20 protein-coding genes are annotated in these 25315 nt (G+C 67.6%); 10 read left to right on the top strand and 10 right to left on the bottom strand.

The window, feature by feature from the left end; translation table 11 throughout:
- Positions 1-8: 8 nt before the first annotated feature.
- Positions 9-1007 carry a GTP 3',8-cyclase MoaA gene (moaA, locus tag BN1186_RS02240; RefSeq protein WP_425471463.1) on the bottom strand — a complete coding sequence of 333 codons (999 nt, stop codon included), beginning with the start codon at positions 1005-1007 and terminating at the stop codon, positions 9-11.
- Between the two features lie 71 nt (positions 1008-1078).
- Here moaA and BN1186_RS02245 point away from each other — a divergent pair, with 71 nt between their 5' ends.
- Positions 1079-1684, top strand: coding sequence for a helix-turn-helix transcriptional regulator (locus BN1186_RS02245; protein WP_082031066.1), 606 nt, complete (start codon positions 1079-1081; stop codon positions 1682-1684).
- Between the two features lie 64 nt (positions 1685-1748).
- Here BN1186_RS02245 and BN1186_RS02250 read toward each other — a convergent pair whose 3' ends face one another.
- The 3 genes from BN1186_RS02250 to BN1186_RS02260 all read right to left on the bottom strand — a co-directional run bounded on the left by BN1186_RS02250 (position 1749) and on the right by BN1186_RS02260 (position 5634).
- Positions 1749-2636 (bottom strand): sugar ABC transporter permease, encoded by an 888-nt coding sequence (locus BN1186_RS02250; RefSeq protein WP_040282169.1) that lies wholly within the window; start codon positions 2634-2636, stop codon positions 1749-1751.
- On the bottom strand, positions 2636-4204 hold the full coding sequence (locus tag BN1186_RS02255) for an ABC transporter permease subunit (protein ID WP_040282171.1): 1569 nt from the start codon (positions 4202-4204) through the stop codon (positions 2636-2638). The genes BN1186_RS02250 and BN1186_RS02255 overlap by 1 nt, the downstream gene beginning before the upstream one ends.
- A gap of 122 nt (positions 4205-4326) precedes the next feature.
- Positions 4327-5634 (bottom strand): sugar ABC transporter substrate-binding protein, encoded by a 1308-nt coding sequence (locus BN1186_RS02260; RefSeq protein ID WP_040282173.1) that lies wholly within the window; start codon positions 5632-5634, stop codon positions 4327-4329.
- A gap of 259 nt (positions 5635-5893) precedes the next feature.
- Between BN1186_RS02260 and BN1186_RS02265 the strand changes: the two genes are divergently transcribed.
- Both BN1186_RS02265 and BN1186_RS02270 read left to right on the top strand, forming a co-directional pair.
- On the top strand, positions 5894-6892 hold the full coding sequence (locus BN1186_RS02265; protein WP_246043216.1) for a LacI family DNA-binding transcriptional regulator: 999 nt from the start codon (positions 5894-5896) through the stop codon (positions 6890-6892).
- Positions 6882-8510, top strand: a complete 1629-nt coding sequence (locus BN1186_RS02270) for a glycoside hydrolase family 13 protein (protein WP_040282176.1) — start codon at positions 6882-6884, stop codon at positions 8508-8510. Before BN1186_RS02265 ends, BN1186_RS02270 begins: the two co-directional genes overlap by 11 nt.
- On the opposite strand, the gene BN1186_RS02275 is transcribed toward BN1186_RS02270, so the two are convergent.
- Positions 8507-10171 carry a phosphoenolpyruvate--protein phosphotransferase gene (locus tag BN1186_RS02275; protein ID WP_040282177.1) on the bottom strand — a complete coding sequence of 555 codons (1665 nt, stop codon included), beginning with the start codon at positions 10169-10171 and terminating at the stop codon, positions 8507-8509. The two genes, BN1186_RS02270 and BN1186_RS02275, sit on opposite strands and share 4 nt — an antisense overlap.
- A gap of 151 nt (positions 10172-10322) precedes the next feature.
- On the opposite strand from BN1186_RS02275, the gene BN1186_RS02280 reads away from it, so the two are divergent.
- Positions 10323-10577, top strand: coding sequence for an HPr family phosphocarrier protein (locus BN1186_RS02280; protein ID WP_040282179.1), 255 nt, complete (start codon positions 10323-10325; stop codon positions 10575-10577).
- Between the two features lie 9 nt (positions 10578-10586).
- Here the strand turns inward: BN1186_RS02280 and BN1186_RS02285 are convergent, their stop codons facing one another.
- The 5 genes from BN1186_RS02285 to BN1186_RS02305 all read right to left on the bottom strand — a co-directional run bounded on the left by BN1186_RS02285 (position 10587) and on the right by BN1186_RS02305 (position 19724).
- Positions 10587-13904, bottom strand: a complete 3318-nt coding sequence (locus BN1186_RS02285) for a DEAD/DEAH box helicase family protein (protein ID WP_040282181.1) — start codon at positions 13902-13904, stop codon at positions 10587-10589.
- Positions 13905-14480: 576 nt separating this feature from the next.
- Positions 14481-15635, bottom strand: coding sequence for a restriction endonuclease subunit S (locus BN1186_RS02290; RefSeq protein WP_074436904.1), 1155 nt, complete (start codon positions 15633-15635; stop codon positions 14481-14483).
- A 2-nt stretch (positions 15636-15637) separates the two neighbouring features.
- Positions 15638-17101, bottom strand: a complete 1464-nt coding sequence (locus BN1186_RS02295; protein WP_040282182.1) for a type I restriction-modification system subunit M — start codon at positions 17099-17101, stop codon at positions 15638-15640.
- Positions 17102-17216: 115 nt separating this feature from the next.
- Positions 17217-18698: an aspartate ammonia-lyase gene (locus tag BN1186_RS02300; protein ID WP_218975379.1), complete on the bottom strand. Its 1482-nt coding sequence runs from the start codon at positions 18696-18698 to the stop codon at positions 17217-17219.
- A 45-nt stretch (positions 18699-18743) separates the two neighbouring features.
- Positions 18744-19724: a glycoside hydrolase family 76 protein gene (locus tag BN1186_RS02305; RefSeq protein WP_040282186.1), complete on the bottom strand. Its 981-nt coding sequence runs from the start codon at positions 19722-19724 to the stop codon at positions 18744-18746.
- Between the two features lie 108 nt (positions 19725-19832).
- Here BN1186_RS02305 and nrfH point away from each other — a divergent pair, with 108 nt between their 5' ends.
- The 6 genes from nrfH to BN1186_RS02335 are packed head-to-tail and all read left to right on the top strand — an operon-like array spanning position 19833 to position 25314.
- Positions 19833-20312: a cytochrome c nitrite reductase small subunit gene (nrfH, locus tag BN1186_RS02310; protein ID WP_040282188.1), complete on the top strand. Its 480-nt coding sequence runs from the start codon at positions 19833-19835 to the stop codon at positions 20310-20312.
- 9 nt (positions 20313-20321) lie between these two features.
- Positions 20322-21785, top strand: coding sequence for an ammonia-forming cytochrome c nitrite reductase subunit c552 (locus BN1186_RS02315; RefSeq protein ID WP_040282189.1), 1464 nt, complete (start codon positions 20322-20324; stop codon positions 21783-21785).
- A complete protein-coding gene (locus BN1186_RS02320) occupies positions 21772-22356 on the top strand; it encodes a tetratricopeptide repeat protein (protein WP_052459671.1) in 585 nt (194 codons plus the stop codon). The genes BN1186_RS02315 and BN1186_RS02320 overlap by 14 nt, the downstream gene beginning before the upstream one ends.
- Positions 22357-22359: 3 nt before the next feature.
- A complete protein-coding gene (locus BN1186_RS02325) occupies positions 22360-23805 on the top strand; it encodes a cytochrome c biogenesis ResB family protein (protein WP_040282191.1) in 1446 nt (481 codons plus the stop codon).
- Positions 23802-24740 carry a c-type cytochrome biogenesis protein CcsB gene (ccsB, locus tag BN1186_RS02330; RefSeq protein WP_040282193.1) on the top strand — a complete coding sequence of 313 codons (939 nt, stop codon included), beginning with the start codon at positions 23802-23804 and terminating at the stop codon, positions 24738-24740. Before BN1186_RS02325 ends, ccsB begins: the two co-directional genes overlap by 4 nt.
- On the top strand, positions 24733-25314 hold the full coding sequence (locus tag BN1186_RS02335) for a TlpA family protein disulfide reductase (RefSeq protein WP_052459672.1): 582 nt from the start codon (positions 24733-24735) through the stop codon (positions 25312-25314). The genes ccsB and BN1186_RS02335 overlap by 8 nt, the downstream gene beginning before the upstream one ends.
- The last annotated feature ends 1 nt before the right edge of the window (position 25315 follow it).

Raw genomic sequence — 25315 nt, forward strand, 5'->3', positions numbered from 1 at the left:
CTCCTCCCCTATCCGCCGATGGCGCTCATGGTGCGCTCCGGCTGGACAAAATCGTCGTCATCGATGCCGTGGGCCCTCGGTTTGGCACGGTGTGCCCCGGTCCAGGCCGCCACCACGTCGTCATCGGTGCCGCCGCCGCGCAGGATGGCACGCAGATCCGTTTCCGTGCGGGAGAACAGGCAGGTACGGACCTGGCCGTCAGACGTGATGCGGGTCCGGTCGCAGTCACCGCAGAACGGGTGCGTGACCGAGGCGATGACCCCGATCCGCCCGCCGGGCTGGCTGTCATCGGCGGCCACCTGCCACAACTGGGCGGGGGCGGCGCCGCGAGGCTCTTCGGCGGCGCTCAGGCCGTAGCGCTCCTGCAGCGGCGCGAGGATCTCCTCTGCGGTGACCATTGCCTCACGGTCCCATTCGCCCCGGGGCCCGAGCGGCATCTGCTCGATGAAGCGCAACTCGTAACCGCGTTCGAGGCAGAACTGGGACAGCGGCACGATGTCCGGCTCGTTGATGCCGCGCATGATGACCGAGTTGACCTTGACCGGCCGCAGCCCGGCACGGTCCGCGGCCTCGATGCCCTTGAGCACATCGTCCAGCCGGTCCCGGCGGGCGAGTTGAGCGTAACGCTGCGGATCCAGCGAGTCGAGTGAGATGTTGACCCGGTCCAGGCCCGCGGCCGCCAACGCCGCCACGCGCTTGTCCAGCCCCAGGCCGTTGGTGGTGAGCGCCAGTTCTGGCCGTGGATCGAGGCGTGCGGCGCCGGCGACGATATCCTCGAGCCCGCCGCGTAGCAACGGCTCGCCGCCGGTGAAGCGGATTTTGGTGACCCCGAGGCGCTCGACGGCGATGCGGATCACGCGCAGCATCTCGTCGTCGGTGAGCGTCTCCTCCACCGGCTGCCACTCCAGGCCCTCGGCGGGCATGCAGTAGGTGCAGCGCAGGTTGCAGCGGTCGGTCAACGACACGCGCAGATCGCGCGCCGTGCGTCCATAACCGTCAAGCAGCATGTCAGGCATCGTACCCGTGATTACACCAACCCCCTGTTCGAACTCTGGGAGGGCTGTGTTTAAATGGACAAATGCATGGACTAGGACCGACCCGCACCCGCGTGCTGTCGCTCCTGCAGTCGACCTCCAAGCCCCTCACCGTGGAAGCAGTCGCCGACGAGCTGGAGCTGCACAAGAACTCGGCGCGGTTCCACCTCGACGCGCTCGTCGAGGCCGGCTACGCGGAGCGCTCCACGGAGCCCAGCGGCCGCACCGGCCGCCCGCCGCTGCTGTACACCGCCACCGACGAGTCCCCCACCATCGGCAACGCCCACCTGCTGGAGTTGACCAACGTGTTGCTCGGCGAGTTCGTCGCGCCCAGCGACGACGCCACGCAGCGGGCGCGGGTCGCGGGCTTCAACTGGGGCAGCGCCACGCGCGAGGCGGACGCCGAGCCCACCGTCGATCTGGTGCTGGAGCGCCTCGGACGGCGCGGGTTCGGCGTGATGGAGAACGACGGGGACCTCACGTTCACGCGTTGCCCGTTCCGCGAGGTGATCTCCGAGGAGCAACTGCCGCTGGTGTGCGCCATGCACCAGGGCCTCCTGGAGGGCTTCGTGACGGGCTCCACCATCGAGGTGGGGCCCATCGACGTCGGCCCGCGCGTGTGCCACGCCACGCTCACCGTGACCAGCTGACCCCCGGACAGCAACAAAGCGGCGGCTCCCCTTGGGGAGCCGCCGCTTCGCGATCTGGTGTCGATCAGCCCTTGACGCCGCCGGCGGTGAGGCCGGAGACGATGTACTTCTGCAGGTACATGAACAGCAGCACGATCGGGATGGCCGCCACCACCGCGCCGGCGGCGAACAGGCCCCACGGGGCGTTGCGCTCGTCGGAGCCCCACACGTACAGGCCGACGGCCAGCGTGTAGTCCTCCGTCCGCGGCAGGATGATGCGGGCCAGGATGAAGTCGCCGTACGAGCTGACGAAGCTCAGCAGGCCCACCACCGCGAGGATGGGGGTGACCAGCCGCATGATGATGCCCCAGAAGATCTGGGCGTGCGAGGCGCCGTCGATCTTGGCGGCCTCATCGATATCCATCGGGATGGTGTTGAAGAAGCCGTACATCAGGAACGTATTGGCGCCCAGCGCCCCGCCCAGGTAGATGGCGATCAGTTGCAGGTGCGAACCGATGCCGAGCCCGGGGAAGATCTCACCGAGGGCCAGGGCCAGCAGGAAGATGGCGATGAACGCCAGCATCTGCGGGAACATCTGCACGATCAGCAGGGCCGTCAGGCCGCCGCGGCGCCCCTTGAACCGGAACCGGCTGAACGCGTAGGCCGCAGCAGCGGCCATCAGCACGGTGCCGACGGCGGTCACGCCGCTGACATAGAAGGAGTTCAGCAGCCAGCGCGGAAACTGGCTGGCGAACAGGTCGGCGTAGTGCTGGCCGGTGAAAGCCTGGAACAGGCGGTTCGAGCCGGTCAGCGTGCCGCCCGGGTTCACCGAGGCGGAGATCACGTACAGGATCGGGAAGAGGCAGTAGACGATCATCAGGAGGGCGAAGATGTGCTTCCAGCCCACCTGGGCCCACCAGCGCTTACCGCGGAGGCGGGTGTCGTTGTCACCGTTGGCAAGTTTCCTGGCCATCACACGATCTCCTCAAGCTTGCGGGTCTGGCGGAAGCCGAGCCAGGAGATGAAGCCCACCACCACGAAGATGAGGATCGACATCGCGCTGGCCAGGCCGAACTGCCTGGTGCCACCCTCGAACGCGATGGCGTAGACCATCGAGATGAGGATGTCGGTCTCACCGATCGGCCACGGTGCGCCCGCATAGTTGGGACCACCGCCTGTCAGCATGAAGATCAGGGAGAAGTTGTTGAAGTTGAACGCGAAGCTCGCGATCAGCAGGGGCGCCACCGAGACGAGCAGCAGCGGCAGCGTGATGGACCAGAAGCGACGCAGGGGCCCAGCGCCGTCCATGACGCCAGCCTCCGTGAGCTCGCCCGGGATGGACTGGAGCGCGCCGGTGGCGACCAGGAACATGTACGGGAAGCCCAGCCACAAGTTCACCCCCAGAATGGCCAGCTTCGCCATGGTCCCGTCCGTCAGCCACGGGATCTGTGCGCCTGCCAGCAACACCTGGTTGATGAAGCCGAAGTCCCGGTTCAGCAAGCCTCGCCACACCAGCGCCGCCAGGAAGGCGGGGAACGCGTACGGGAGGATGAACATCGCCCGGTAGAACGTGCGGCCCTTGACCCGCGGGTCATTGAACACCACGGCGAGCACGAGGCCCAGCGCGAACGTTGTCAGCACCGAGAGGATCGCGAACGCGAAGGTCCACACCAGCGCCTTGAAGAAGGGGCCGGCCAGCCTCGAATCGGTGAACATGGTAGAGAAGTTGTCGGCCCCCACCCCCACGCGCCAGCCGGGGCTGAGCGTCTGGCCGTCCTCGGCCACGAACAGGCCGCGGCTCTCGTCGGCCGTGTACACCTTGCCTTCCGGGTCGGTGAAGGTGTCGGCACCCTCGTCGTAGCTGAGCAGCGACTTCGCGACGTAGGCCATGGTGCCGTTGTCGGTGCGCAGCCAACCGTCGTCGGGGTTGTCCGTCATCGACACGCGCAGGTCGAGGACCTCGCTCTGGCGCTGCTGGATCTGGGCGATCGGCAACACCTCGGCGCCGTCGACGGCGGTGACGCGGCCGTCGGCGACCTCGCCGCCCGCGGGCTCGAGGGGTGTCTCCGCATCGCCCACCATGAGCTCGTCGTCGTGTACGACGGCGAACGCGACCTCGCCCCCGCGGTCGAGCACGGTGACCGGATAGGTCTGCGTGCCCTCGACGCGGCGGTCCGATGTCTTCATGATCTGGGTGATCGCGGGTTCCTTGCCGTCGTTGTGGCCGTCACCGTAGTTGGTGAAGGCCACGAAGGCGGTGTTAGCCATGACGTACAACTGGAACACGATCAGGAACAAGAGGCCTGGCACCAGGTACTTCGCGGGCACCGCCCGCTTGGAGAAGTACACGTAGTCGGCGACGAGGAGCGCCAAGACGAGGAAGAAGAGGATTCCCCACTCCTGCTGGCCGTAGCTGGCCATGATGCCGTAGACGCCCAGGGCGTTGACCAGCATCATCAGGAGGAGCTTCACGTAGAAGCCCGGGCGCGAGAGGTCCCGCGCATGGGAAAGCCGCGGCGACGGGTCTGTCGAGCTGCTCACAATGGATGTACCTCGCTTCGTTGCGGTGATGGAACCTGACTCTAGGCGATCTTTGAGCCGGGCGTGTGAACGGGGGTCGCACGGTCGAACCGTGCGACCCCCGTCTGGTGTAGCGGAGTGGATCAGCCCTCGGTGGAACCGAACGCTTCCTTGATGTTGGCATTCATGGCCGTCCAGGCCTCGGCAGGGGCAGCGTCACCGTTGATGATGCTGACCTGGGCGCCGCCCCAGAAGCTCCACACGGCACCCATCTCGGGGATGGCGGGCATGGGCTGGCCTTCCGCGCCGGCCTCGGCGAAGCCAGCGAGGATCTCGTCGTCGACGGCGTCAGCGGACTCGGTGAGGGCGGGCATGCGGCCGGCGAGCTCGTAGAGCTTGTCCTGGGCTTCCTTGCTGGCCATGTAGTCGATGAACTGGCCGGCGAGGAGGGTGTTCTCCGACTGCGAGGAGAGGAAGACGCCCTGCGCACCGACGAACGGGGCGGACGGCTGGCCACCGGCCGAGGGGACGGGGACGACGGAGACGTCGATGCCCGCGGCCTGGAAGTCAGCGATGTTCCACACACCGGTGATCATGTAGGGGGTCTTCTGGTCGAGGAACGCCTGCTTGGCCTGGTCGCCGCCCATGGAGACCGAGACGATGCCCTCGTCGGCCATCTTCTTCAGGTACTCGGCGAACGCGGTGCCCTCAGGGCCTTCCATGCCGAGCTCGGCGGTGTAGTCGCCGTTCTCGTCGGTCTTGAAGACGGGAGCGCCGAAGGAGGTCTGGATCGGGTACAGGTGGTACGCGTCGCCGTCGGGGCCCTGCTGGATGACGATCGGGAACTCGGCGCCCTCGGCGGCCTTGCCCTGCTCGATCAGTTCGTCGAACGTGGCGGGGGTGTCCTGCACCATGCCGTTATTGCGCACGAGGCCGATGTTCTCTGTGGCGTAGGGCACGCCGTAGAGCTGGCCCCCCTGCGTGAAGCCGCGCATCGCAACCTCGTTGAAGCCGGAGACCCTGTCCCCGAGCTCGATGGGCTGGATGACGCCGTTGGTGATGAGGTCGCCGGTCCAGTCGTGGGCGCCCACCACCAGATCGGGGCCCTGGCCGGTGGGAGCCTGCGCGATGAAGTCGGTCTTGATGTCCTGCGTGGGCTTCTGGACGACGTCCAGGGCGACGCCGGTGGCGGCCTGGAAATCGGCGCCGAGCTCCTTGAAGGCGTCGATGCGGGTCTCGTCGACCCAGACGGTCAGGGTGCCGGCCGCCTCGGCCGGCGGGTTGGCCATCGTGGTCTCACCCGCGGCAGTGGTTTCGGTGCCGGCGGCCGTGGTCTCGGCGCCCGCGGGGGTGGTCTCAGGATCAGTGGTGGTACCGCCGTTGCTGCCGCCACAGGCGACCAGCGTCAGCGAAAGCCCGGCCGCGGCAACGGCGAGGAGGCTCTTACGCATGGGGTTCTCCTTGGGTTCTTCGGGCCGCATCGGTGCCAACCCGTTGAGAAGATAGTAACGGTTTTTGCAAGGCTTGCAACCCCGTTGCATAACAACTTGATAACAAACGGCCTTGCGATGGCCGCAGCCACACGGTAAATACCCCTGTGCATCGGACGACACGTGCTGCAAGGCATTGCAAAGCGTTGCAGTGTGCTGCAAGATGGTCGGCAACCGATCGTGCGCGGTGCACACATTTCTCAAGGGAGAGGAGAGCGCAGTGATCCCTCAGGGCGCCAGACTTGCCGACCTTGCCCGGGCTGCGGGCGTCTCCACGGCCACCGTGTCGCGCGTGTTGAACGACAAGCCTGGGGTGGCGGAGGCCACGCGCAGCAGCGTGCTCTCGGCCATCGAGTCCCTCGGGTACCAGGTGGGCGAGCAGAAGCCCGACGCGAAGGGCTTCATCGCCGTCATGGTCCCGGAACTGGGCAACCCCGGCTTCGCGGCCTTCGCATCCGAACTCTCCCTCCAACTCTCGGCCGGCGGCCGGCACATGATCCTGTGCACCGCGGGCCCAGGCGCCACCACCGAGGTGGCCTACCTCGACGCCCTGCTCGATGTGCAGACCGCCGGCATCATCTCGGTCTCGGGCACCCTCGCGGACAAACTCGTCTCCCACGAGCACTACCAGGGCCTCACCGCGGCCGGCGTGCCCACGGTCTTCATCAACGCCTTCGACCCCTCCGTCGACGGGGCCTTTTTCTCCACCTCCGACGCGGAGGCCGTCGCCATGTCGCTGACGCACCTGCGCCAGTTCGGGCACGAGAAGATCGGCCTGGCCGTCGGCCAGCAGCGCTACCAGCCCGCGCAACGCAAGATCGACGCGTTCCTGGCCCAGGGCATGTCGCGGGGCAGCGTCGTCTCCACGATCTTCAGCGTGGAGGGCGGCCAGTCCGCCGCCGCGCGGCTGCTCGATTCAGGCCACACCGCCATCATCTGCGGATCGGACCTCATGGCGCTGGGCGCCATCCGCGAGGCGCACGCCCGTGGGCTCGACGTGCCCGGCGACGTTTCGGTGGTCGGCTACGATGATTCGCCGGTGATGGCCTTCACATCTCCGGGGCTCACGACCGTGCGCCAACCGGTGGCGGCTCTGTGCCAGGCCGCCGTCGGTGCGCTGATGAGCGCGATCCGCGGCCTGCCCACCGATTCCACCGAGCTGTTCTTCCATCCCGATCTCATCATCCGTCAATCCACAGGACCTCACCATGACAACTGAGTGGTGGCGCGACGCCGTCATTTACCAGATCTACCCCCGCTCGTTCGCAGACTCCACCGGCGACGGTTACGGAGACCTCCCGGGCATCACCGGGAAGCTGCCCTACGTGGCGCAACTGGGCGCGGATGCCGTGTGGCTCTCGCCCTTCTACACCTCGCCGATGTCTGACGCGGGCTACGACGTGGCCGATTACTTCAGCGTCGACCCGCTGTTCGGCGACGTCTCCGACGCGGAGCGGCTGATCGAACGGGCGGGCGAGGTGGGCCTGCGCGTGATCGTCGACCTGGTGCCCAACCACACCTCGGACGAGCACGCCTGGTTCCGCCAGGCGCTGGCGAGCGATCCCGGCTCGGTGGCGCGGGACCGGTACCACTTCGTCGAGGGACGCGGAGAGCACGGCGAACTGCCGCCCAACAACTGGAAGTCCGTCTTCGGCGGCCCGGCCTGGACGCGCGTCAAGGACGCCCCCGGCACCGGCCGCGCCCAGTGGTACCTCCACCTGTTCGACGTGAAGCAGCCGGATCTCAACTGGGACAACGAGGAGGTCCGCCAGGGCTTCGACGACATCCTGCGCTTCTGGCTCGACAAGGGCGTGGCAGGGTTCCGCGTCGACGTGGCGCACGGCCTCGTCAAGCAGGAGGGCCTGCCCGATTGGGACGAGGCCACGGCCATGCTCGACGGCGTCTCGGGCCCCATGTGGGACCAGGACGGCGTGCACGACATCTACCGGCGCTGGCGCGCGGTGCTCGACGAGTACGACGGCGACCGCAGTCTCGTCGCCGAGGCGTGGGTGGACGACCCGAAGCGCCTGGCGCTGTACCTGCGCCCCGACGAGATGCACACCGCGTTCAACTTCCGCTTCCTGGACAGCCGCTGGGATGCCGCCGAGTACCGCGAGGTGATCACTGCGACGATGGCGGCCGACGAGGCCGTGGGCGCGCCCACCACGTGGGTGCTCAACAACCACGACGTGCTGCGCAGCGTGAGCCGCTTCGGCCTGCGGGACCCTGGCTCCAGCCATGAGGGCCTGGGCGCCGACGACGAGCAGCCGGACAACGAGGTGGGCCTGCGCCGCGCCCGCGCCGGCGCGCTGCTGATGCTGGGCCTGCCCGGATCGGCGTACGTCTACCAGGGCGAGGAGTTGGGCCTGCCCGAGCACACCACCCTGCCCGACGAGCTGCGCCAGGACCCCACCTGGTTCCGTTCCGAGTTCGAGCGCGTGGGCCGCGACGGCTGCCGCATCCCCATGCCGTGGGTGGCCGACGAGCCGGCCCTGGGCTTCTCCCCCAACGGCGCCCGTTGGCTGCCGCAGCCGCCGGCGTACCAGCCGTTGGCGGCCGATCAGCAGATCGGCGTGGAAGGCTCCACCTGGGAGATGTACCGCCGGGCCATCGAGCTGCGTAAGGAACTCCACCTCGGCGGCGGCGAGCTGGAGTGGGTGGACGCGGGCGAGCACGTCGTCGCCTTCGACAACGGCTCTGTGCGCGTGATGACCAACGTGCTCGGCGGGCCCGTGGCCCTACCAGACGGCTACGAGGTGGTGCTCGCCAGCGCCGACGTGACCGGCGGCACGCTGCCCACCGATGCCTCCGTCTGGCTCGTCCGCAGCGGCTCCTAAACCTTGAGGAGAGCTTCGGCCGCCGCTGACCTCGCGTCAGCGGCGGTCGCTGCGTTGAGGGCGGCTTCGGCGGCGCGCTCGCAATCCGTTGACGTGACCTTCTCGAGTTGCACGCCGACGGCGGGCACCGCCGCGGCGGCCATCGACAGGCTCGTGATCCCCATGCCCACCAGCACGCAGGCGAGCAACGGATCTGCCGCCGCCTCGCCACACACACCCACGGGCTTGCCCACCCGTTTACCGGCCTGGGCGGTGAAGTTGGTCAGGCGCAGGACGCCGGGCTGCCACGGGTCCGTCAGGTGGGCGAGTTCCGGAGCGAGACGGTCTGCCGCCATGACGTACTGGGTGAGGTCGTTGGTGCCCACGGAGACGAAGTCCACCTCGCGGAGGATCTCCTCGGCGAGCAGCGCGACGGCGGGCACCTCCACCATGACGCCGGCGCGGAGGTTGCGCTCGCGGCAGTCCTCGGCGAACCCGCGGGCCTCGTCGACGGTGGAGATCATGGGTGCCATCACCCAGGGGCGGGGCTCGTGCCCCTCCGCGGCAAGGGCGATCGCGTCGAGTTGGTTGCTGACGAGGCCGGGCTGGGCCAGTGCCAGGCGGTGGCCTCGGATGCCCAGTGCGGGGTTGGGTTCGTCGGCCAGCGACGCGAAGGGGACGGGCTTGTCGGTGCCGGCGTCGAGGGTGCGCACCACCACCTTGCGGCCCCCGAACGCGTCGAGGACCTCCGCGTACGCCGCGGCCTGCTCCTGCACGCTGGGTTCCGTGACCGAGTTCAGGAAGCCCAGCTCCGTGCGGTAGAGGCCCACGCCGTCGACGGGGCGCGCGGAGGCATCGCGGGCGGCCTCGCCGTCGGCCACGTTGGCGAGGAGTTCCACGCTGACGCCGTCCGCGGTGCGCGCGGGGCCCGCCCACGCGTCGATGGCGGCGCGGCGGCGGGCGTCGGCGGCCACGAGGGCGTCGGCGTCCAGATCCGCCAGGCGGCGGGTGAGCGTGCCGGCGGCACCGTCGAGCAGCACGGAGTCGCCCTCCGCGATATCGCTCAGGGCGGTGGCGCCCACCACGCAGGGCAGCCCGCGCTGGCGGGCGATGATGGCGGTGTGGCTGGTGTGGCCGCCCATACGGGTGGCGATGCCGACGATGAGGCTGAGGTCGAGGTCCGCGGTGTCCGCCGGAGACAGGTCATCGGCCAGGAGAATCGACGGCACCTCCGGCGTGGGCACGCCAGGCTCCGGCTGGCCGGAGAGCCGGGCGACGACGCGGTCGCGGATGTCGGCAAGGTCCGTGGCGCGCTCCCCCATGACGCCGCCGAGCTTGCGGAAGCTGGTGGCGATGGTCTCGATCGCGTTGATGCACGCGGTGGTGGCGGGGACCCCGTCGGCGATGGCCTTGAGCGCTGGACGGATCCAGCCGCGGTCGCTGGCCAGTTGCGCGATGGCGGTGAGCACCTCGGCGGTCTCCCCGTCCGCCTGATGGGCCCGCTCCTCGTAGCCGACGGCCACCATCTGGACCGCATGAATGAGGTCTTCGGCCTCCGCCTCCCGGTGCTCCGAGGGCAGGGCGTACAGGGGCGCGGGAAGTGGGCTGAACGACCGCTTCCAGATGGCGGGCGCCTTGACCACGCCTGCCACCACTCCGGTTCCACGCACGACGTCGGTCATGGTCCTCCCCTGTGTTGAGCGACTCAGCCAATCTACTTCGTCGCGCCCCCATATGGCGGCAGACCCGCGTGTCGGACCGGTTGCGGGAACGACTATGCTGGCTGTGAGTCCGCGCAAAGTGGCGCCTGGGCCGCCGTGAAAGGAGCAGCTCGTGCCGAGCAGAACTGTGACCGTAGGGTCCACTGTGGGGCTGCATGCCCGCCCCGCCGCACTCATCGCCGCCGCCGCTGGCGAATACGACGACGACATCACGCTCTCCATGGACGGCGAGGCTGTAGACGCCTCCTCCTCCCTGTTGATCATGACGTTGGGCGCGGAGAAGGGCCACGAGGTCACGGTGACCTCCGAGAACGCGGAGGCCGTCGACGAGATCGCCGGGATGATCGAGAAGGACCTCGACAGCTAGGCAGCAGAGTCAGGCGACCACTGGGGGCTCCGCGGTCTCGCGTATGCTTCTGAGGATGTCGACGATGCCCATGACCTCCGCCTCGGGGAACAGGAAATCCGGGCCCGTCGGGGCATGGTCCGTGAACGGCGATTCGAACAGCCGCCCGGAGTCCATCACCCCGTTTGACGTGAGTTCGTCGATGATCAGGCCGATGAACCGCACCTGATCCGCGGTGAAACGCGAGCCGTCGAGATAATCGGCGAAGGCCTCGTTGGCTGCCTGCCTGTCGAGGCCGACGAGGGTCCGGGCGAACAGGCCGAGCCCACCCGAGCTTTCGCGGGCCCACATCAGATCCGCCGGCGTGCCCGTTCCGCTGCTGAGCAGCATGTCCTCCAAGGACTCAAGATCCGCTGCCGTCAGCGGGCGATTGCGGCGCAGGCGCTGCAGGGCGACGTGATCGGTGTGCTTCCGGAGGAACGCTTCGGCCTTCGCCTTGAAGCGCGCCATGTTCGTGCCCGGTGTGACCCTCGCGAGGTGCACCTCGGTGGCCTCCACCGTCTCGTCGACGAAATCTGTGTAGACCGTGGCGCGCGCCGTGCGTTCGACGAAGCGCACCAGGTCACGCACCGTGCGCCTCAGGTCTTCGAGCATGGGGAGCGTGACGTCGGTCCACCACTCATCTCCGGCCACCGCCTCCAGCAGCACCGCCTGTGCCCCGACGGACGGGATGGTGGTTCTGGTCAAGAGCGCCGCTGCGAGGTGTTGAGCGGTCTCCCGGACCCGTTCGACGGTGCCCACGTCCCCCTCCAACTGGGCGAGCTGGCCGCGGAGAATGAGCAGGTCGAAGCGCTTGGCGTCCTCGTCGCCGTCCTTGACAGCGCTGGGCAGGCCGGCCAGCGCCATCGCCTGTGCTGTGGCCTCCGCCGACATGGCCTGCCAGGCGTCCTCCTCCGCACAACGCGTGACCGCCTCGCGGTGGGGCCGCACCAGCACGTTGTGCGGGTTCATGCCACACACGAAGTCACGCAGCGCGTTGGCCGCGTCGTGGCGCAGGCCGGCCTCGGCACCCTGCTTGTCGAGCAGGTGCACGAGGTGGAGCCGGTTCTCGAACACCCGCTGGGTCAGCGACTTCTCCAGGGACCCCTCGCTCGTGGGCAGGTCCTGCTCAAAGAACTCCAGGTTGCCGCAGAAGTCGAAGACGAGGAAGTCCTCCTTGTCCCGGCCGGGCCCGTACAGGTCCGGTGCGAGCCGGGTGCCCCGGCCGATCATCTGCCAGAACTTCGTCTTGGAGCGCACGGCCGTGAAGAACACCAGGTTGACCACTTCTGGCACGTCGATGCCGGTGTCGAGCATGTCCACGCTCACGGCGATATGGGGAGCCTTCGCCGGATCCGAGAAGGAGTCGATGAGGTGCTGGGCGTAGGGCGTGCCGTGGGTGATGGTGCGGGCGAAGTGGCCGGCGTACTCGGGGTACTGGAGGTCGAAGCGGGACACGATGAAGTCTGCGTGTGCCTGGTTCTTGGCGAAGATGATGGTCTTGCCGAGTTGGTCGCCCCCGGCCACCTTGTAGCCGTCGCGCATCAGGGTGCCGAGCACCCTGTCGACGGTGTCGGCGTTGAAGAGGAACTGGTTGAGTTCCGCGGCGCCCACCTCCTCGGGTGGGTCATCGGTACCCCAGTCGAGGGCGTCCCACTGGTCCTTCTCGTCCTCGCTGAGATCGTCGTACCTGATGCCCTGGCGCAGGAACTTGGTGCCCACGCTCACCCCCTTCGGGGGCACCAGGTAGCCGTCGGCGACGGCCTCGTCCAGCCCGTAGGCGTCCGTCGGCACGCCGTCCTCCAGGTGGAAGAGGCGGTAGGTGTTGAAGTCCACCTCGTCCTTCGGCGTGGCGGTGAGCCCCACCAGCAGCGAGTCGAACCATTCGAAGATGGCGCCGTACTTGGCGTAGACGGAGCGGTGGGCCTCGTCGATGATCACCAGGTCGAAGTAGCCGGGGCCGAACCTGCCGCCGGCCTCGATGAGGTTGCGCATGGTGGGATAGGTGGCCACGTAGACGCGGCCTTCGGCGTCCTTGCTCTCCACCAGGTTGACGGTGGCGACGCTGGGCAGGTGTTCGGTGAAGGCGCGGGCCGCCTGCTTCACCAGCGCGGTGCGGTCCGCCAGGAACAGCACCCGCTTGACCCAGTTGGCCTTCATCAACTGGTCGACCAGCGCGACGATGGTGCGGGTCTTACCGGAGCCGGTGGCCATGACCAGCAGCGCCCGGCGCTCCTTGCCGTCCAGGGACGTGCCGATGGACCGGATGGCGCGCACCTGATACGGCCGCCCGGCCACCTGGGAGTTGACGGGGGCGTTGGCCAGCGCCAGCCGCGTGGAGCGTCGCTGGATGAGCAGTTCCAGTTCGTCGCAGGTGTAGAACCCTTGAATCGGGCGCGGTGGGTAGCCGCCCGCGTCGTCCCAGATGACGTGGGTGTAACCGTTGGAGTAGAAGATGACGGGCCGGCGACCGAACTGGGCCTCGAGCCGATCGGCGTACAGCCTTGCCTGTTCCCGCCCCACCTCCGCGCTCTTCGCGGTGCGTTTGGCCTCCACCACGGCCAGCGGCCTGCCGTCTGCCCCCCAGAGGACGTAGTCGACGAAGCCCTTGCCCTGGGCGTTCGGCATTCCGGTGACGGGGTACTCGCGGTCTCGCGCATCGGTCAGCGGCCACCCTGCGGCGTTGAGGTCCGCGTCGATGAAGACGCGGGTCTCCACCTCCGAGTAGTCGCGGTCATCGATCTTGACGTTGGCGGCCTGCGCCTCGGCGATCTGCTTCTTGAGGTCGGCGATCTCGGCCTCGTGGCCGCGGATGGTGGCGTCGCGTTCCTCCAGTTGGCGCTGCAGGGCGGTGAACTCGCCCCTCGTGAGAGGTGCCCTCTTCTCGGCGATATCGGCGTCGAACGCTGCGCCGGTGGGCGCAACGTCGGGGCGGGGCGAATGCCGGAAAGCGGCCCAGATGGCCACGTGGTGGAGCTCGACGAGGATGGCGCGGGCAAGTTCGGGGCGCACCGGCTTCCCACCGGGGTGCGCCGCGTCGTTGCCCGAGATGCGGATGCGGGTGAGCTTGTCGCCGATCTCCTCCCCCACGGCGCGCTTGAACGCTGGCGCATCCATCAACGCCGCGAGGTTCGTGGCGTATGGGTCCGGTAGCTCCAGGACGTCATAGAGGTAGGTGACGAGCCCCTCGATGGCCCGCCGCGCATAGAACACTGCCGTGCGCGGATCCAACGCGAGATACGCCTCGGCCTTCGAGAAGTCGAGGTGGACGGTGGGGATGGCGGCACGCAGGAACGCGAAGTTGCTCATGGTGCCGCCGCCGTCATGCGATCAGCTTACTGATCCCTTCCCTGCCGTAGCGGCGTAGCGGCGCATCAGGCCCGCCGAACTCCCCCGCGGCAGGCGGGCCCGTGACGGCCGTGAGCTTCCACATGCCTCACCTCCACGCCCGTGGGTTGGTAGCCTGAAACAAGGAGATGCGGCAGGCTTTCCACCGATCCGGCCAGTGGCCGTGCGGATGGCCGGGCACGTCCGACATTCTTCGAGAAGCTGCTCATCATGGCTGTTGGAGATTGTTGCCGGAGATCGGGAGCGCCCCGGCCCCGCCCGTGCCACGACGACGCGCCCGCTCCGCTTACGCCAGCGCGGGTGTCGTCGTGTCAATGCCCGACCAAGCCCTGCCCGGGGCGCTCCCGATCTCCTTCACCAAATAGCTCGCCCTGGGGACTGGCCGAAACCTGCGCGGCCCCGTTGCCGGAGCGACCGCGGGCGGGTGGGCCGCTGTGCGTCGCCCCGGCCGGGGGACGTGAACGCCGTCAGAGCTCGGGCGGGGTGCGCTAACACCCGATCCCCCGCCCCCGGCCACTCCTTGAAACGTAGCTCCGTTCAGAGCTCTCCCCTGAAGGCCCTGGACTGGAGCGAGGAGAAGAGTGAGTCCAGCGGATCAGCTAGGAGACGCTGCGATGCCCGCCCCAATCCCTCTACCCTCGCCACGAACTGGCTCTGCAAAGGCTGCGGGAAAATCGCAATCGGCATGGCCAGGAGTTCTTGGGCATTGATGTTTGCCTGATTGACTGCAGCCTTTGCCATTCTCCTGCGCATCGCCCGGCCATGATCGCTACCGAGATAGGCAGAGATAACCTCCGGCCGATGCCCGTCCTTCGTGCGGATCCTGACCAGGTATCCAGCGAAAGCCATCGGCTGCTCCAGACGAAAGACCGCTGCCTTGCCGACCTTGTCCAGGCTGTTGGTCCGATTGAAGAGGAGGTCGCCTCGCCGAACTGTGTACTTGTTCACCTCGGCATCAGGGAGATCCAAGTACTTGAGGTCAGAGGCATCGATATGCCCGGAGTCTGTGATGTTTCCCATGCGCAACACGGGCCAAGCCCCAGTCGCACCTGCCTTCGCTGACGTCCCATACTGTGTGGACTCCACCATGTCCCGGATGGTTCCTTTAGGCCATCTTGCCCACCACTCTGAGGGGTGGCCAAACATGTCGTGGAAGATCGACTGGGTGAGGGAGTCGAGGTGGGCGAGGGTCTGGCGGCGCTTGGTGCGCAGGGCGTCGGCCTTGTCGAGGATCGCCGCGATCCTCCGCTGCTCCTCTAGGTCAGGCAACGGCACCTGGAGAGACTCGACGGTTCGCTTCGACAGTTCCTTGAACGTAGCCCCATTACCGAGGCCCTGAAGCTGCTGCGTCTGGGATTTCAGCCAGTACAGAAGATAAAGCGCATCCAAGTCAGGCCCAGGAACCAAGCTTTTGAAGCCCTGGTTAGTCGCCATCGGCACGGTGTTGATCGCCACATAGCCAATCGGAGCTCTCGAGCTGAGCAACACTGACCCGGCAGGGAGGATCTGTGCCGCGCAACTCGCCAAACCTTCTGGAGTCAACGTGCGTTGCGTGGTACCAATGAGATTGCCGCGCAGGGAACCCAGCTCGGCCGGAGTCACCCAATGCAGGTTTCCACCCCAGTACGCTGCTACTCCCGTCTTGGGTGTTGCCCCGGACACGACATCGGCGATTTCGCCCAGCGGAACCATCTTCACGAGAGCATCGCCTTCAGTTCGGCGAGGCCGTCGGCGATCTCGGCCTCAAGCTTCTCGATGTCCGCGATGATCTCGAGCGGCGGGCGGTGTTCCTCCTCCTCGAAGACGAGTTCCTTGTAGCGGTTGATGCTGAGGTCGTAGCCCTGGGCAACGATGTCGGCCTTGGGCACCAGGAACGACTGCTCGGTGCGGGCCCGCTCGCGCTCGGTGGTGTGGCGTTTGCCCCAGCGTTCGAGTACGTCGGGCAGGTCGTTGGCGGTCACCGGGTTGCGTTTGTCGTCGAGGGAGAATCCGTCTGCGCGCACGTCGTAGAACCAGACGTCTTCGGTGCCGCCGCTGTCGGTCTTGGTGAAGAACAGGATGGCTGTCGAGACGCCGGCGTAGGGGCGGAAGACGCCGCCGGGGAGCTTCACCACCGCGTCGAGTCGCTGGTCCTCCACGATGATGCGGCGCAGATCCTTGTGCGCCCTGGTGGAGCCGAACAGCACCCCGTCGGGCACGATCACCGCGGCCCGGCCGCCAAGCTTGAGCAGCTTGAGGAACAGCGCGAGGAACAGCAGCTCGGTCTTCTTGGTCTTGACCACCTGCTGCAGGCTCTTGGCGGTGGACTCGTAATCGAGCGACCCGGCAAACGGCGGGTTGGCGAGGATCAACGAGAACTTGTCCTTGTCCCCGGCGCTGGCGCCCTCGGAGAGCGAATCGCGGTAGCGGATGTCCGGGGCCTCCACACCGTGCATCAGCATGTTCATGCTGCCGATGCGCAGCATGGTGGAATCGAAGTCGTAGCCGTGGAACATCGAGTTGTGGAAGTGCTGGCGCTGCGTGGCATCGGTGAGGATGCCCGGGTGCGTCTCCCGCAGGTACTCGGCCGCCTGCACCAGGAACCCTGCGGTGCCGCAGGCGGGGTCACAGATCTCGTCGGTGGGGGTGGGGGCCGTCATGTCCACCATCAACGTGATGATGTGTCGAGGGGTGCGGAACTGGCCGTTGACGCCGGCGCTGGCGATCTTGGAGAGGAGGTACTCGTAGAGGTCGCCGTTGGTGTCGCGGTCAGCGAGGTTGATGTCGCTGAGCATGTCCACCACCCTGGAAAGAAGCGCGGGCGTGGGAATGGTGAAGCGGGCGTCCTTCATGTGCTCCGAGTACGTGGAGCCGTCTGCACCCAGATTCCGCAGGAACGGGAACAGCTCATTGGCGACCCTCGCGTACATCACGTCGGCGTCAGCGTTCTTCAACTCGCTCCAGCGGAGGTGCTGGTACCCCTCCGGGAACACCTCATTCACGATGGGCTGCTGAGTGAGGGCCGCGCGTCGTTCGGCGAGGGTCTGCAGGTCGTCGAGACGGCGCGCGAACAGCAGGTAGGTGATCTGCTCGATGACCTCGATCGGGTTGGAGATACCGCCGGACCAGAACGCGTCCCAGACGCGGTCGATCCTGCTCTTGAGGTCACCGGTGATCATGCCGGACAGCCTAGAGGGGTCAGCTGAAGTCAGCTACCCAACCCCTGGGCCGAGGTCATAGGTCAGCTGCGGGGCCCTTCGACCAGCCGCGGGCGGCTGGCTCAGGGACCGATTCTCAGACCTGGTCGCGGACGTCCGCGGCGTCGAGTTGCTTCTCCATCTGGGCGATCAACTCGGGCGTCATGGCCGGCATGGCGCCGGTGTCGAAGATGCCGCCGGACAGATCCGTCGGGTCCAGGGCCTTGTCGATCTCCGCCTCGGTGAGCCTGCCGTCCTCGAGGACGAGATCGCGGATCGAGCGGCCGCTGCGGAGGGCCTCCTTGGCGATCTTCGCCGCCGGCAGGTAGCCCAACTGCGGCATGAGTGCCGTGACCACACCCACGGACGTGGACACCTGACGCTCCAGGTTCTCGCGGTTGACCTGGATGCCGTCGACGCAGTTGATCCGCAGCGTGCGCACGGCGCGGCGCAGCCAGGTGGAGTTCTGCAACAGGATGTGCGCGATGACCGGCTCGAAGGCGTTGAGCTGCAACTGCCCGGCCTCCGCGGCGAACGACACGGTCACGTCGGAGCCCGCGATGATGAACGCCACCTGGTTGACCGCCTCCGGGATCACCGGGTTGACCTTGCCGGGCATGATCGAGCTACCCGCCTGCACCGGGGGCAGGATGATCTCGCCCAGGCCGGCCTGCGGGCCGGAGCTGAGCAGCCGCAGGTCGCTGCAGATCTTGCTCAGCTTCATCGCGGCGCGCTTCATCACAGACGAGGCGGAGATGAGCACCCCGGTGTCTGACGTCGCCTCGATCAGGTCAGGCCCGTTGTGCAGATCCTCCTGCCCGGTGATCTCGCGCAGGTGGGTGATCACCGCCTTGGCATACCCCTCGGGGGCGGTGATGCCGGTGCCGATGGCGGTGGCGCCCAGGTTCATCTCCGCCAGCAGCGGCCAGGCGCTCTCGATGCGCTCGATGTCCTCCCCCAGGGTGGTGGAGAAACCGCGGAACTCCTGCCCCACGGTCATGGGCACCGCGTCCTGCAACTGCGTGCGGCCCACCTTCAGCACGTCCTTGAACTCGCGCCCCTTCGTGGCGAACGAATTGCGCAGCAGCCGCATCTCCTGCGTCAGCCGACGCAGGGCGTAGATGAGGCTCAGCTTGACCGCTGAGGGGTAGGTGTCGTTGGTGGACTGCGACCGGTTCACATGGTCGTTGGGCGAGATGTACTCGTAATCCCCGAAGGGGCGGCCCGCCAACTCGAGGGCGCGGTTGGCGATCACCTCGTTGACGTTCATGTTGGTCGACGTGCCGGCCCCGCCCTGGATCACGCCGACGATGAACTGCTCGTGCAGCTTACCGTCGATGATGTCCTGCGCGGCCCTGTCGATGAGATCTGCGAGGTCTTCCTCGAGCACCCCGATCTCCCGGTTGGCCCGGGCCGCGGCCTGCTTGACCTGCGCGAACGCCACGATCAGATCCGGATACACGTTGATCTGGCGGCGGCTGATGTAGAAGTTCTCCACCGCGCGGGCGGTGTTGATGCCCCAGTAGGCGTCGTCGGGGATCTCCCGCTCGCCCAGCGAATCGCGCTCAACCCTGACCACGGCGCCTCCTTGGATATAGCGACGTCGTCACGCTACCCGACTTGGCTATCCCGCGGAGCAGGCGAGCTCAGCTTCCAGCGCCATCCAGGCCTGCAACTGCGTGGAGAGCTCCACCCGTTCCCCCACCCCCGCACCCTCGGGGGCGGTGTCCTGCGGGAATACGACGACGCCGCGGCCCCGCCAACCGCGCTCCTCCCGGTTGGCCCACAGGTTCCCCGCCGTCGCCCGCACCAGGCCGGCGGCCGGCTCCCGCGTCTCCACAGGCAGCCGGTCATCGCCGGCGGCCAGGGCCAGGTAGCGGCACAGGATCCCGGTGAACAGCCCGCCGTCGCCGCTGCCGTGCGTGCGGAGGACGGCGGTGCCGGGGTGGGTGAGATGCTCGCCGACGGCGTGCACCAGCGCGGCGGCGTCGTGCAGGCGGCCGAGTTCGAGCATGGCGCCCAGCGCGGGGCCCTGGTTGTAGGTGAACACGTGCGGCACCAGCACCTCGGTGCCGCCCTCCATCCTGAGCCCGTCGCGGAACAGCCCGGTGTCCGGATCTGCCAGGTGGGCGCCCAACCAGTCCAGCAGCAGGCCGGCCTCCGTGCGGCGCCCGGTGCGGGCCAGGTACAGCGCGACGGGGCCGGTGGCCGCGGTGTTGCGGAAGTCGCGGGTGGTGTTCCACCAGACCCCGCCGTCGGGCGTGACCGCCGAGCCCAGGGCGACGTCCAACCCTCGGGCCGGGCGCCCGGCCCGCAGCGCGGCAAGCGCGAGCCAGGCCATGTCGTCGAAGTAGAGGTTGCGGAACCTCAAACGGTTCCGCAGCCAGATGCCCCGGATCACCGCCCGCGCCGACCCTCGGCGCACCGCGGCAGACCCGCGCAGCTCCGCGTCGATGAGGCAGTCCACGAGGTGCGCCTGCCACCAGTAGTGCCACTCACTGCGGTCCCGGCCCGGGCGCGCGATCTCGCCCAGCCTTCCGGCCAACAGGCGGCGACCGAAGACGGCCAGAACCGATCGGGCAGCCTCGTCAGCAGGTATTCCCATACCCCAAAGGATAGGGACAGCAGAGATTTGTCACCCCCCGCACACGACCACTACTCAACGTAGTAGAGTCCCGGTTAATCCAAACTTTTCGTGGAGGAGGCGAGCAGAGTGGCCCGGTTCAATCTCAACAACTGGTGGACCCCGGCCAACGTCCTGCGCGCCCTGGCCATCTTCGTGGTGGGCTCACTCTTCGGCGTGGGCGTGTTCACGTTCGGCTACGCCAAGGGCGCCTCCTACCTGAGCAACGACCCGGCCACCTGCATCAACTGCCACGCCATGGAGAGCCAGTGGGACGGCTGGAACGCCAGCAGCCACAAGGCCGTGGCGGGCTGCAACGACTGCCACGCCCCGCACGACAACGTGGTGCACAAGTGGCTGGTCAAGGGCGAGAACGGGTTCTGGCACGCGCTGAAGTTCACCACCGGGTGGTACCCGGAGAACATCGAGATCCGCGAATCCAACCTGAAGGTCACCAACAACGCGTGCCTGTACTGCCACGCGGATTACGTGGATGAGATCCACATGACAAGGCCTGAGAGACAACAGGTCACCTGCACCCAATGCCACTCGGATGTCGGACACAAGTAGGGATCAATCATGAGCACCAGTGCGAACGAACCCAGGAAGCGGAACTTCTGGGCGGACTCGAGCAAATGGGTCATCGGCATCGTGGCCGTGGCCCTGGTCACCTTCGGGCTCACCGCGCTGCTGATCACGATCATGGAGCGCCAGACGGAGGCCCGGCAGCCGTTCACCAAGGTGGTCGAACTCGACGAGACCACGGTGGATCCCGAGATCTGGGGCCAGAACTTCCCCATCCAGTACGAGAGCTACCTCAAGACCGAGGAGATGGGCCCGACGAAGTGGGGCGGCAGCCACCCCGTCGAGCAGGAGGCCACTGAGCGCGATCCCCGCACGACGGTGTCGTCCAGCCGCCTCGAAGAGGACCCCCGCCTGGTGACCATGTGGAACGGCTACCCGTTCGCCAAGGGCTACAGCCACGCACGTGGCCACGCCTACATGCTGGAGGACCAGCGCTACACCGTGCGCGTGCTCGACTTCGACCAGCCCGGCACCTGCCTCAACTGCCACGCCTCCACCGTCGACCTCATGGACGAGCTCGGCGACGGCGACCGCGACGCCGGCTTCGCCGCGATGAACCTGATGCCCTACTCCGAGGTCTCCCAGATGGTGGAGCACCCCGTCAGCTGCCTCGACTGCCACGATCCCGACACCATGGCGCTGCGCATCACCCGCCCGGCGTTCGAGCGCGGCATCGCTGCGCTGAAGGCCTCCGAGGGCATCGAGAACTACGACGTCAACAAGGACGCCACCGCACAGGAGATGCGCAGCTACACCTGCGCCCAGTGCCACGTCGAGTACTACTTCGAGGGCGAGACCAAGGAACTGGTCTTCCCCTGGGCCAAGGGCATCGACATCGACGACATCTGGGAGTACTACGCCGAGGACGGCCACGTCGACTGGGTGCACGAGGACACCGGTGCCGAGATGCTGAAGGCCCAGCACCCCGAGTTCGACATCTGGAGCAACGGCATCCACGCCGCCGCCGGCGTCAGCTGTGCCGATTGCCACATGCCGTACGTGCGCAACGGCGCCCAGAAGGTCTCCGACCACCACCTCCAGAGCCCGCTGTTCGACGCGAACGCCTCCTGTGGCACCTGCCACAACGAATCGGCCGAGGAGATGACCGACAGGGTCGAGACCATCCAGGACCGCTACATCCACTCGCGCAACCAGGCGTTCGACGCCCTGGTGGACCTCATCGCCGACATCCAGGCCGCCCAGGCCGACGGCGTGGACGAGGCCCGCATCGCCGAGGCCCAGGAGTTCCAGAAGAAGGCCAGCTTCTACCTCGACTACGTCTACTCCGAGAACTCCAACGGCTTCCACGCCCCGGCCTACATCCACCGCATCCTGGGCGACTCCCTGGACGCGTCCCGCAAGGGCCAGAAGGTGCTCACCGGCGTGCCGGCCGCAGACCTGGCCCCCAGCGACACCACCCTCCAGTACGAAGAAATGATCTCCGGTGAAAACCGATGACATCCTGACGTTCCTCGAGACGGCCCCGGAGGAGATCCGTCCGTGGGCCGAGGAACAGAAGCGCAAGCTCACGCACCCCGAAGTGGAGGCGAAGCCGTCTCGTTTTCAACGCGTGACTGACCGTTGGCTCAAGCCCGTCATCATGGCGGCGGCGATCTTCGCGATCATCTTCGGCGTGTGGTACGTCGGCAAACCCCCGGAGCAGCCCGAGGCCGCGGCCCCGCACGGGCAGACCCAGATGGGCGAGCCCGCCCAGCAACAGGTGGATGTGGCGCGCATGGCCGAACTCACCGCGCAGGTGGAGGCGGACCCGTCGAACGTCGACGCGCGGCTCGAGCTGGGCGTCCTGCTGCTGCAGAGCGGAGACCTCGATGCCGCCGAGGAGCAGTGGGTGGCGGCCGCCGAGGAGGACCCGGAGCGGGTGGAGGCCCTCTACAACCTGGGCTTCCTCTACATGTCGAAGGAGCCTGCGGACAACGCGAAGGCCCGCGAGGCCTGGCAGAAGGTCCTCGAGATCGAGCCCGATTTCCCGCAGGCCGACATCATCCGCAACCACATGCCTCAGGAATGATCCATGAGCCAGACTCTCGAGAAGCCGCAGCCAGATCCGCACATCGAGGTTGACGACGATCACTACGCCGCGCCGGCCAAGGACCTGTTCCGCAAGATCTACCGGTTCTTCCACAACAAGTTCGTCGGCTTGGCGCTGATCCTCGCGATGGCGGTGCTGACGCTGCTGGGCACGATGATCGCGCAGGCCCCGCCCGGCGTGTTGCAGGACCCGGATTCGGCGCAGCAGTGGCTCGACTCGATCCGCCCCCGCTTCGGCGGCTGGACGGACGTGCTGAACTTCCTGGGCTTCTTCAACCTCTACAAGTCCGTCCCGTTCCTGCTGGTGGTGGCGCTGCTGACGCTGTCGATCATCGCCTGCACCACGCACCGCCTCCCGCTCCTCTGGAAGCGCGCCACCAAGCCGCAACTGCACGTCACCGACGGCTTCTTCATCCACGCCCGCTACTGCGCCGACGAGACCCTGCCGGTGGCGCCCGAGCGCGTCGAGGCCGTGGCCCGCCGCGCGCTGAAGGGCCACCACTTCCGGGTCCTCGACGACGAGCGCGGCCCCGGCATCAACCTCTACGCGGACCGCTACCGCTGGGGGCCCTTTGGCACCGCGCTGGCGCACGCCAGCTTCGTGATCATCCTCATGGGCTTCGTGGTGAGCGCCTTCTGGGGGCTCGACACCCACCTCAACATCCCCGTCGGCACCAAGGCCGCCGTCGGCCATGACACCGGCTACGAGGTGGAGGCAGTGTCCTTCCAGGACGCCTACAACGAGGACGGCCGCCCCATCGACTACGTCTCCCACCTGGTGCTGTACAAGGACGGCGAGCAGGTGGCCGAGCAGGAAGAGGTGCGCGTCAACCAACCGCTGCGCCACGACGGCGTGAAGTTCCACCAGGCCAGCTTCGGCATCGCCACCATGGTGCGCGTCACCGAGGGCGGCACCGAGTTGTATGCCGGCGGCGTGCCGCTGCAGTGGACCAGCCGCGACGGCAGCAACTCACTGGGCCGATTCGAGCTCCCCGAGAAGAACCTCGAGGTCATCGTCGTGACCGCCGCGTCCGGGCGCTCCGGCTCCACCATCCCCGCCGGTGAGGCCGTCTTCGAGGTCTACCCCGAGGGCTCCAACCAGCCCCTCGCGGTGCTGCCCGCCCCGCAGGGCACCGCCGCAGAGGCGGCCGGCATCGAGTTCACCTTCGAGCGCGAGATCCAGTTCACCGGCATCACCGTGCGCTCGGATCCGGGCACGGCCTGGGTCTACACGGGTTCGGCGCTGATGGTGTTCGGCATGTTCATGACCTTCATCCTGCGCCACCGCCGCGTGTGGGTACGCATCACCCCCGACGGTGCCGGCAGCCGCGTGCGGCTGGGTTCCTCGGAGAAGGTCGACACCCTCTACGAGCGCGAGTTCGCGCGCCTCACAGCTGAAATCACCACCGGAAAGGCACCGCAGCCATGATGGACATCGCTGAATACTGTCTGATCGGGGCGCTGATCGTCGCCGGCGTCGCGCTGTTGATCAACATCGGCGCCGTCACCTCCAAGAAGCGCGCACTCGACAGGGCCGAGGCCCGGGAGCCGCAACTGGTGGGCACCGACGGCGCCCCCGTCGTCGAGGCCAGCCCCCGCGACGACTACGCCGATTACGGCGCCCAGCCCGTGCCAGGCATCCACGAGAAGCGCGCGCACAACCTGGGCTGGTACGGCACGGCATTCACCATCATGTCGCTGCTGCTGCTGACCGCCTACATCGGCATCCGCATGTCGATCACCGGCCACGGCCCGTTCTCCAACCAGCACGAGTTCGCCGTCGCCTTCGCGTGGGGCATCCTGCTGGCCTACGTCGTCTTCGAGTGGCTCTACAAGCTGCGCGCCCTGTCCCTGGCCGTTCTGCCGGTGACCATCGGCATGATGCTCTACGCCATGAACCTCGATGCCACGGTCAACCCCCTGGTGCCCGCGCTGCAGAACTCCGTGATGCTGACCCTGCACGTCGGGTTCGCGGTGCTGGCCTACGGCACCGCCTGCGTGTCCTTCGCCGCCGCCGTCCTGTGGCTGGTGCGGCCCAGGATCACGTCGAAGCGGTTCCCCAGCCAGGACACGTTCGACGACATCGGCTACCGCGCCGCCGCCCTCACGTTCCCGCTGCTGACCATCATGATCGTGTTGGGCGCCATCTGGGCCGACACAGCGTGGGGCCGCTACTGGGGCTGGGACCCCAAGGAGACCGCGGCGTTCGTGACCTGGCTGACCTACGGCGGCTACCTCCACGCCCGCGTGGTGCGCGACTGGCGCGGCAAGAAGGCAGCCTGGCTGCTGATCATCGGGTTCGCCACCGTGCTGTTCGCCTACTTCGGCAACCACTTCTTCGGCGGGCTGCACTCCTATGGCTGAGCCCCGATCCCTGCCGGACAACCGCCTCGTGTCCGTGCTCGTGCTCGTCCTCACGACGGCGCTGATCCTGGCCGGCGTATGGTTCGTGCGCAGCCAGATCGGCGCAGCCGACGGGGCGATGAGCGAGGTGACCCTCTCGGCCGACCTCGGCCCCGCCCCCAAGGTGGGCGAAGCCGCCACGGACTTCTCCGGCCTCACCGTCGACGAGGCCGCACTCAAGCTCTCCGAATACGAGGGCAAGCCCGTGTGGCTGATGTTCAACGCCACCTGGTGCGCCTCCTGCCGGGCCGAGAACCCGGATGTGCAGGCGGCCTACGAGGCGCACGACGACGTCGAGGTGCTGGCCGTCTACCTGGGCGAGACCGCCCGCGACGTGGCACCGTACGCCGAGAAGCTGGGGTTGGAGTACACGCACATCGTCGACCCCACCACCCAACTCTCGGCGCAGTACCAGGTGCGCGGCGTGCCCATGCACTTTTTCATCGGGGCCGACGGCGAGGTCAAGTCCATCCGGGCCGGCTCCATGAACCGCGCTCAGATGGACGAGGAACTCGCAAAGATCGCTGCTACCTGAG

It is taken from the genome of Tessaracoccus massiliensis, from assembly GCF_000826065.2.
Taxonomy (GTDB): Bacteria; Actinomycetota; Actinomycetes; order Propionibacteriales; family Propionibacteriaceae; genus Arachnia; species Arachnia massiliensis_A.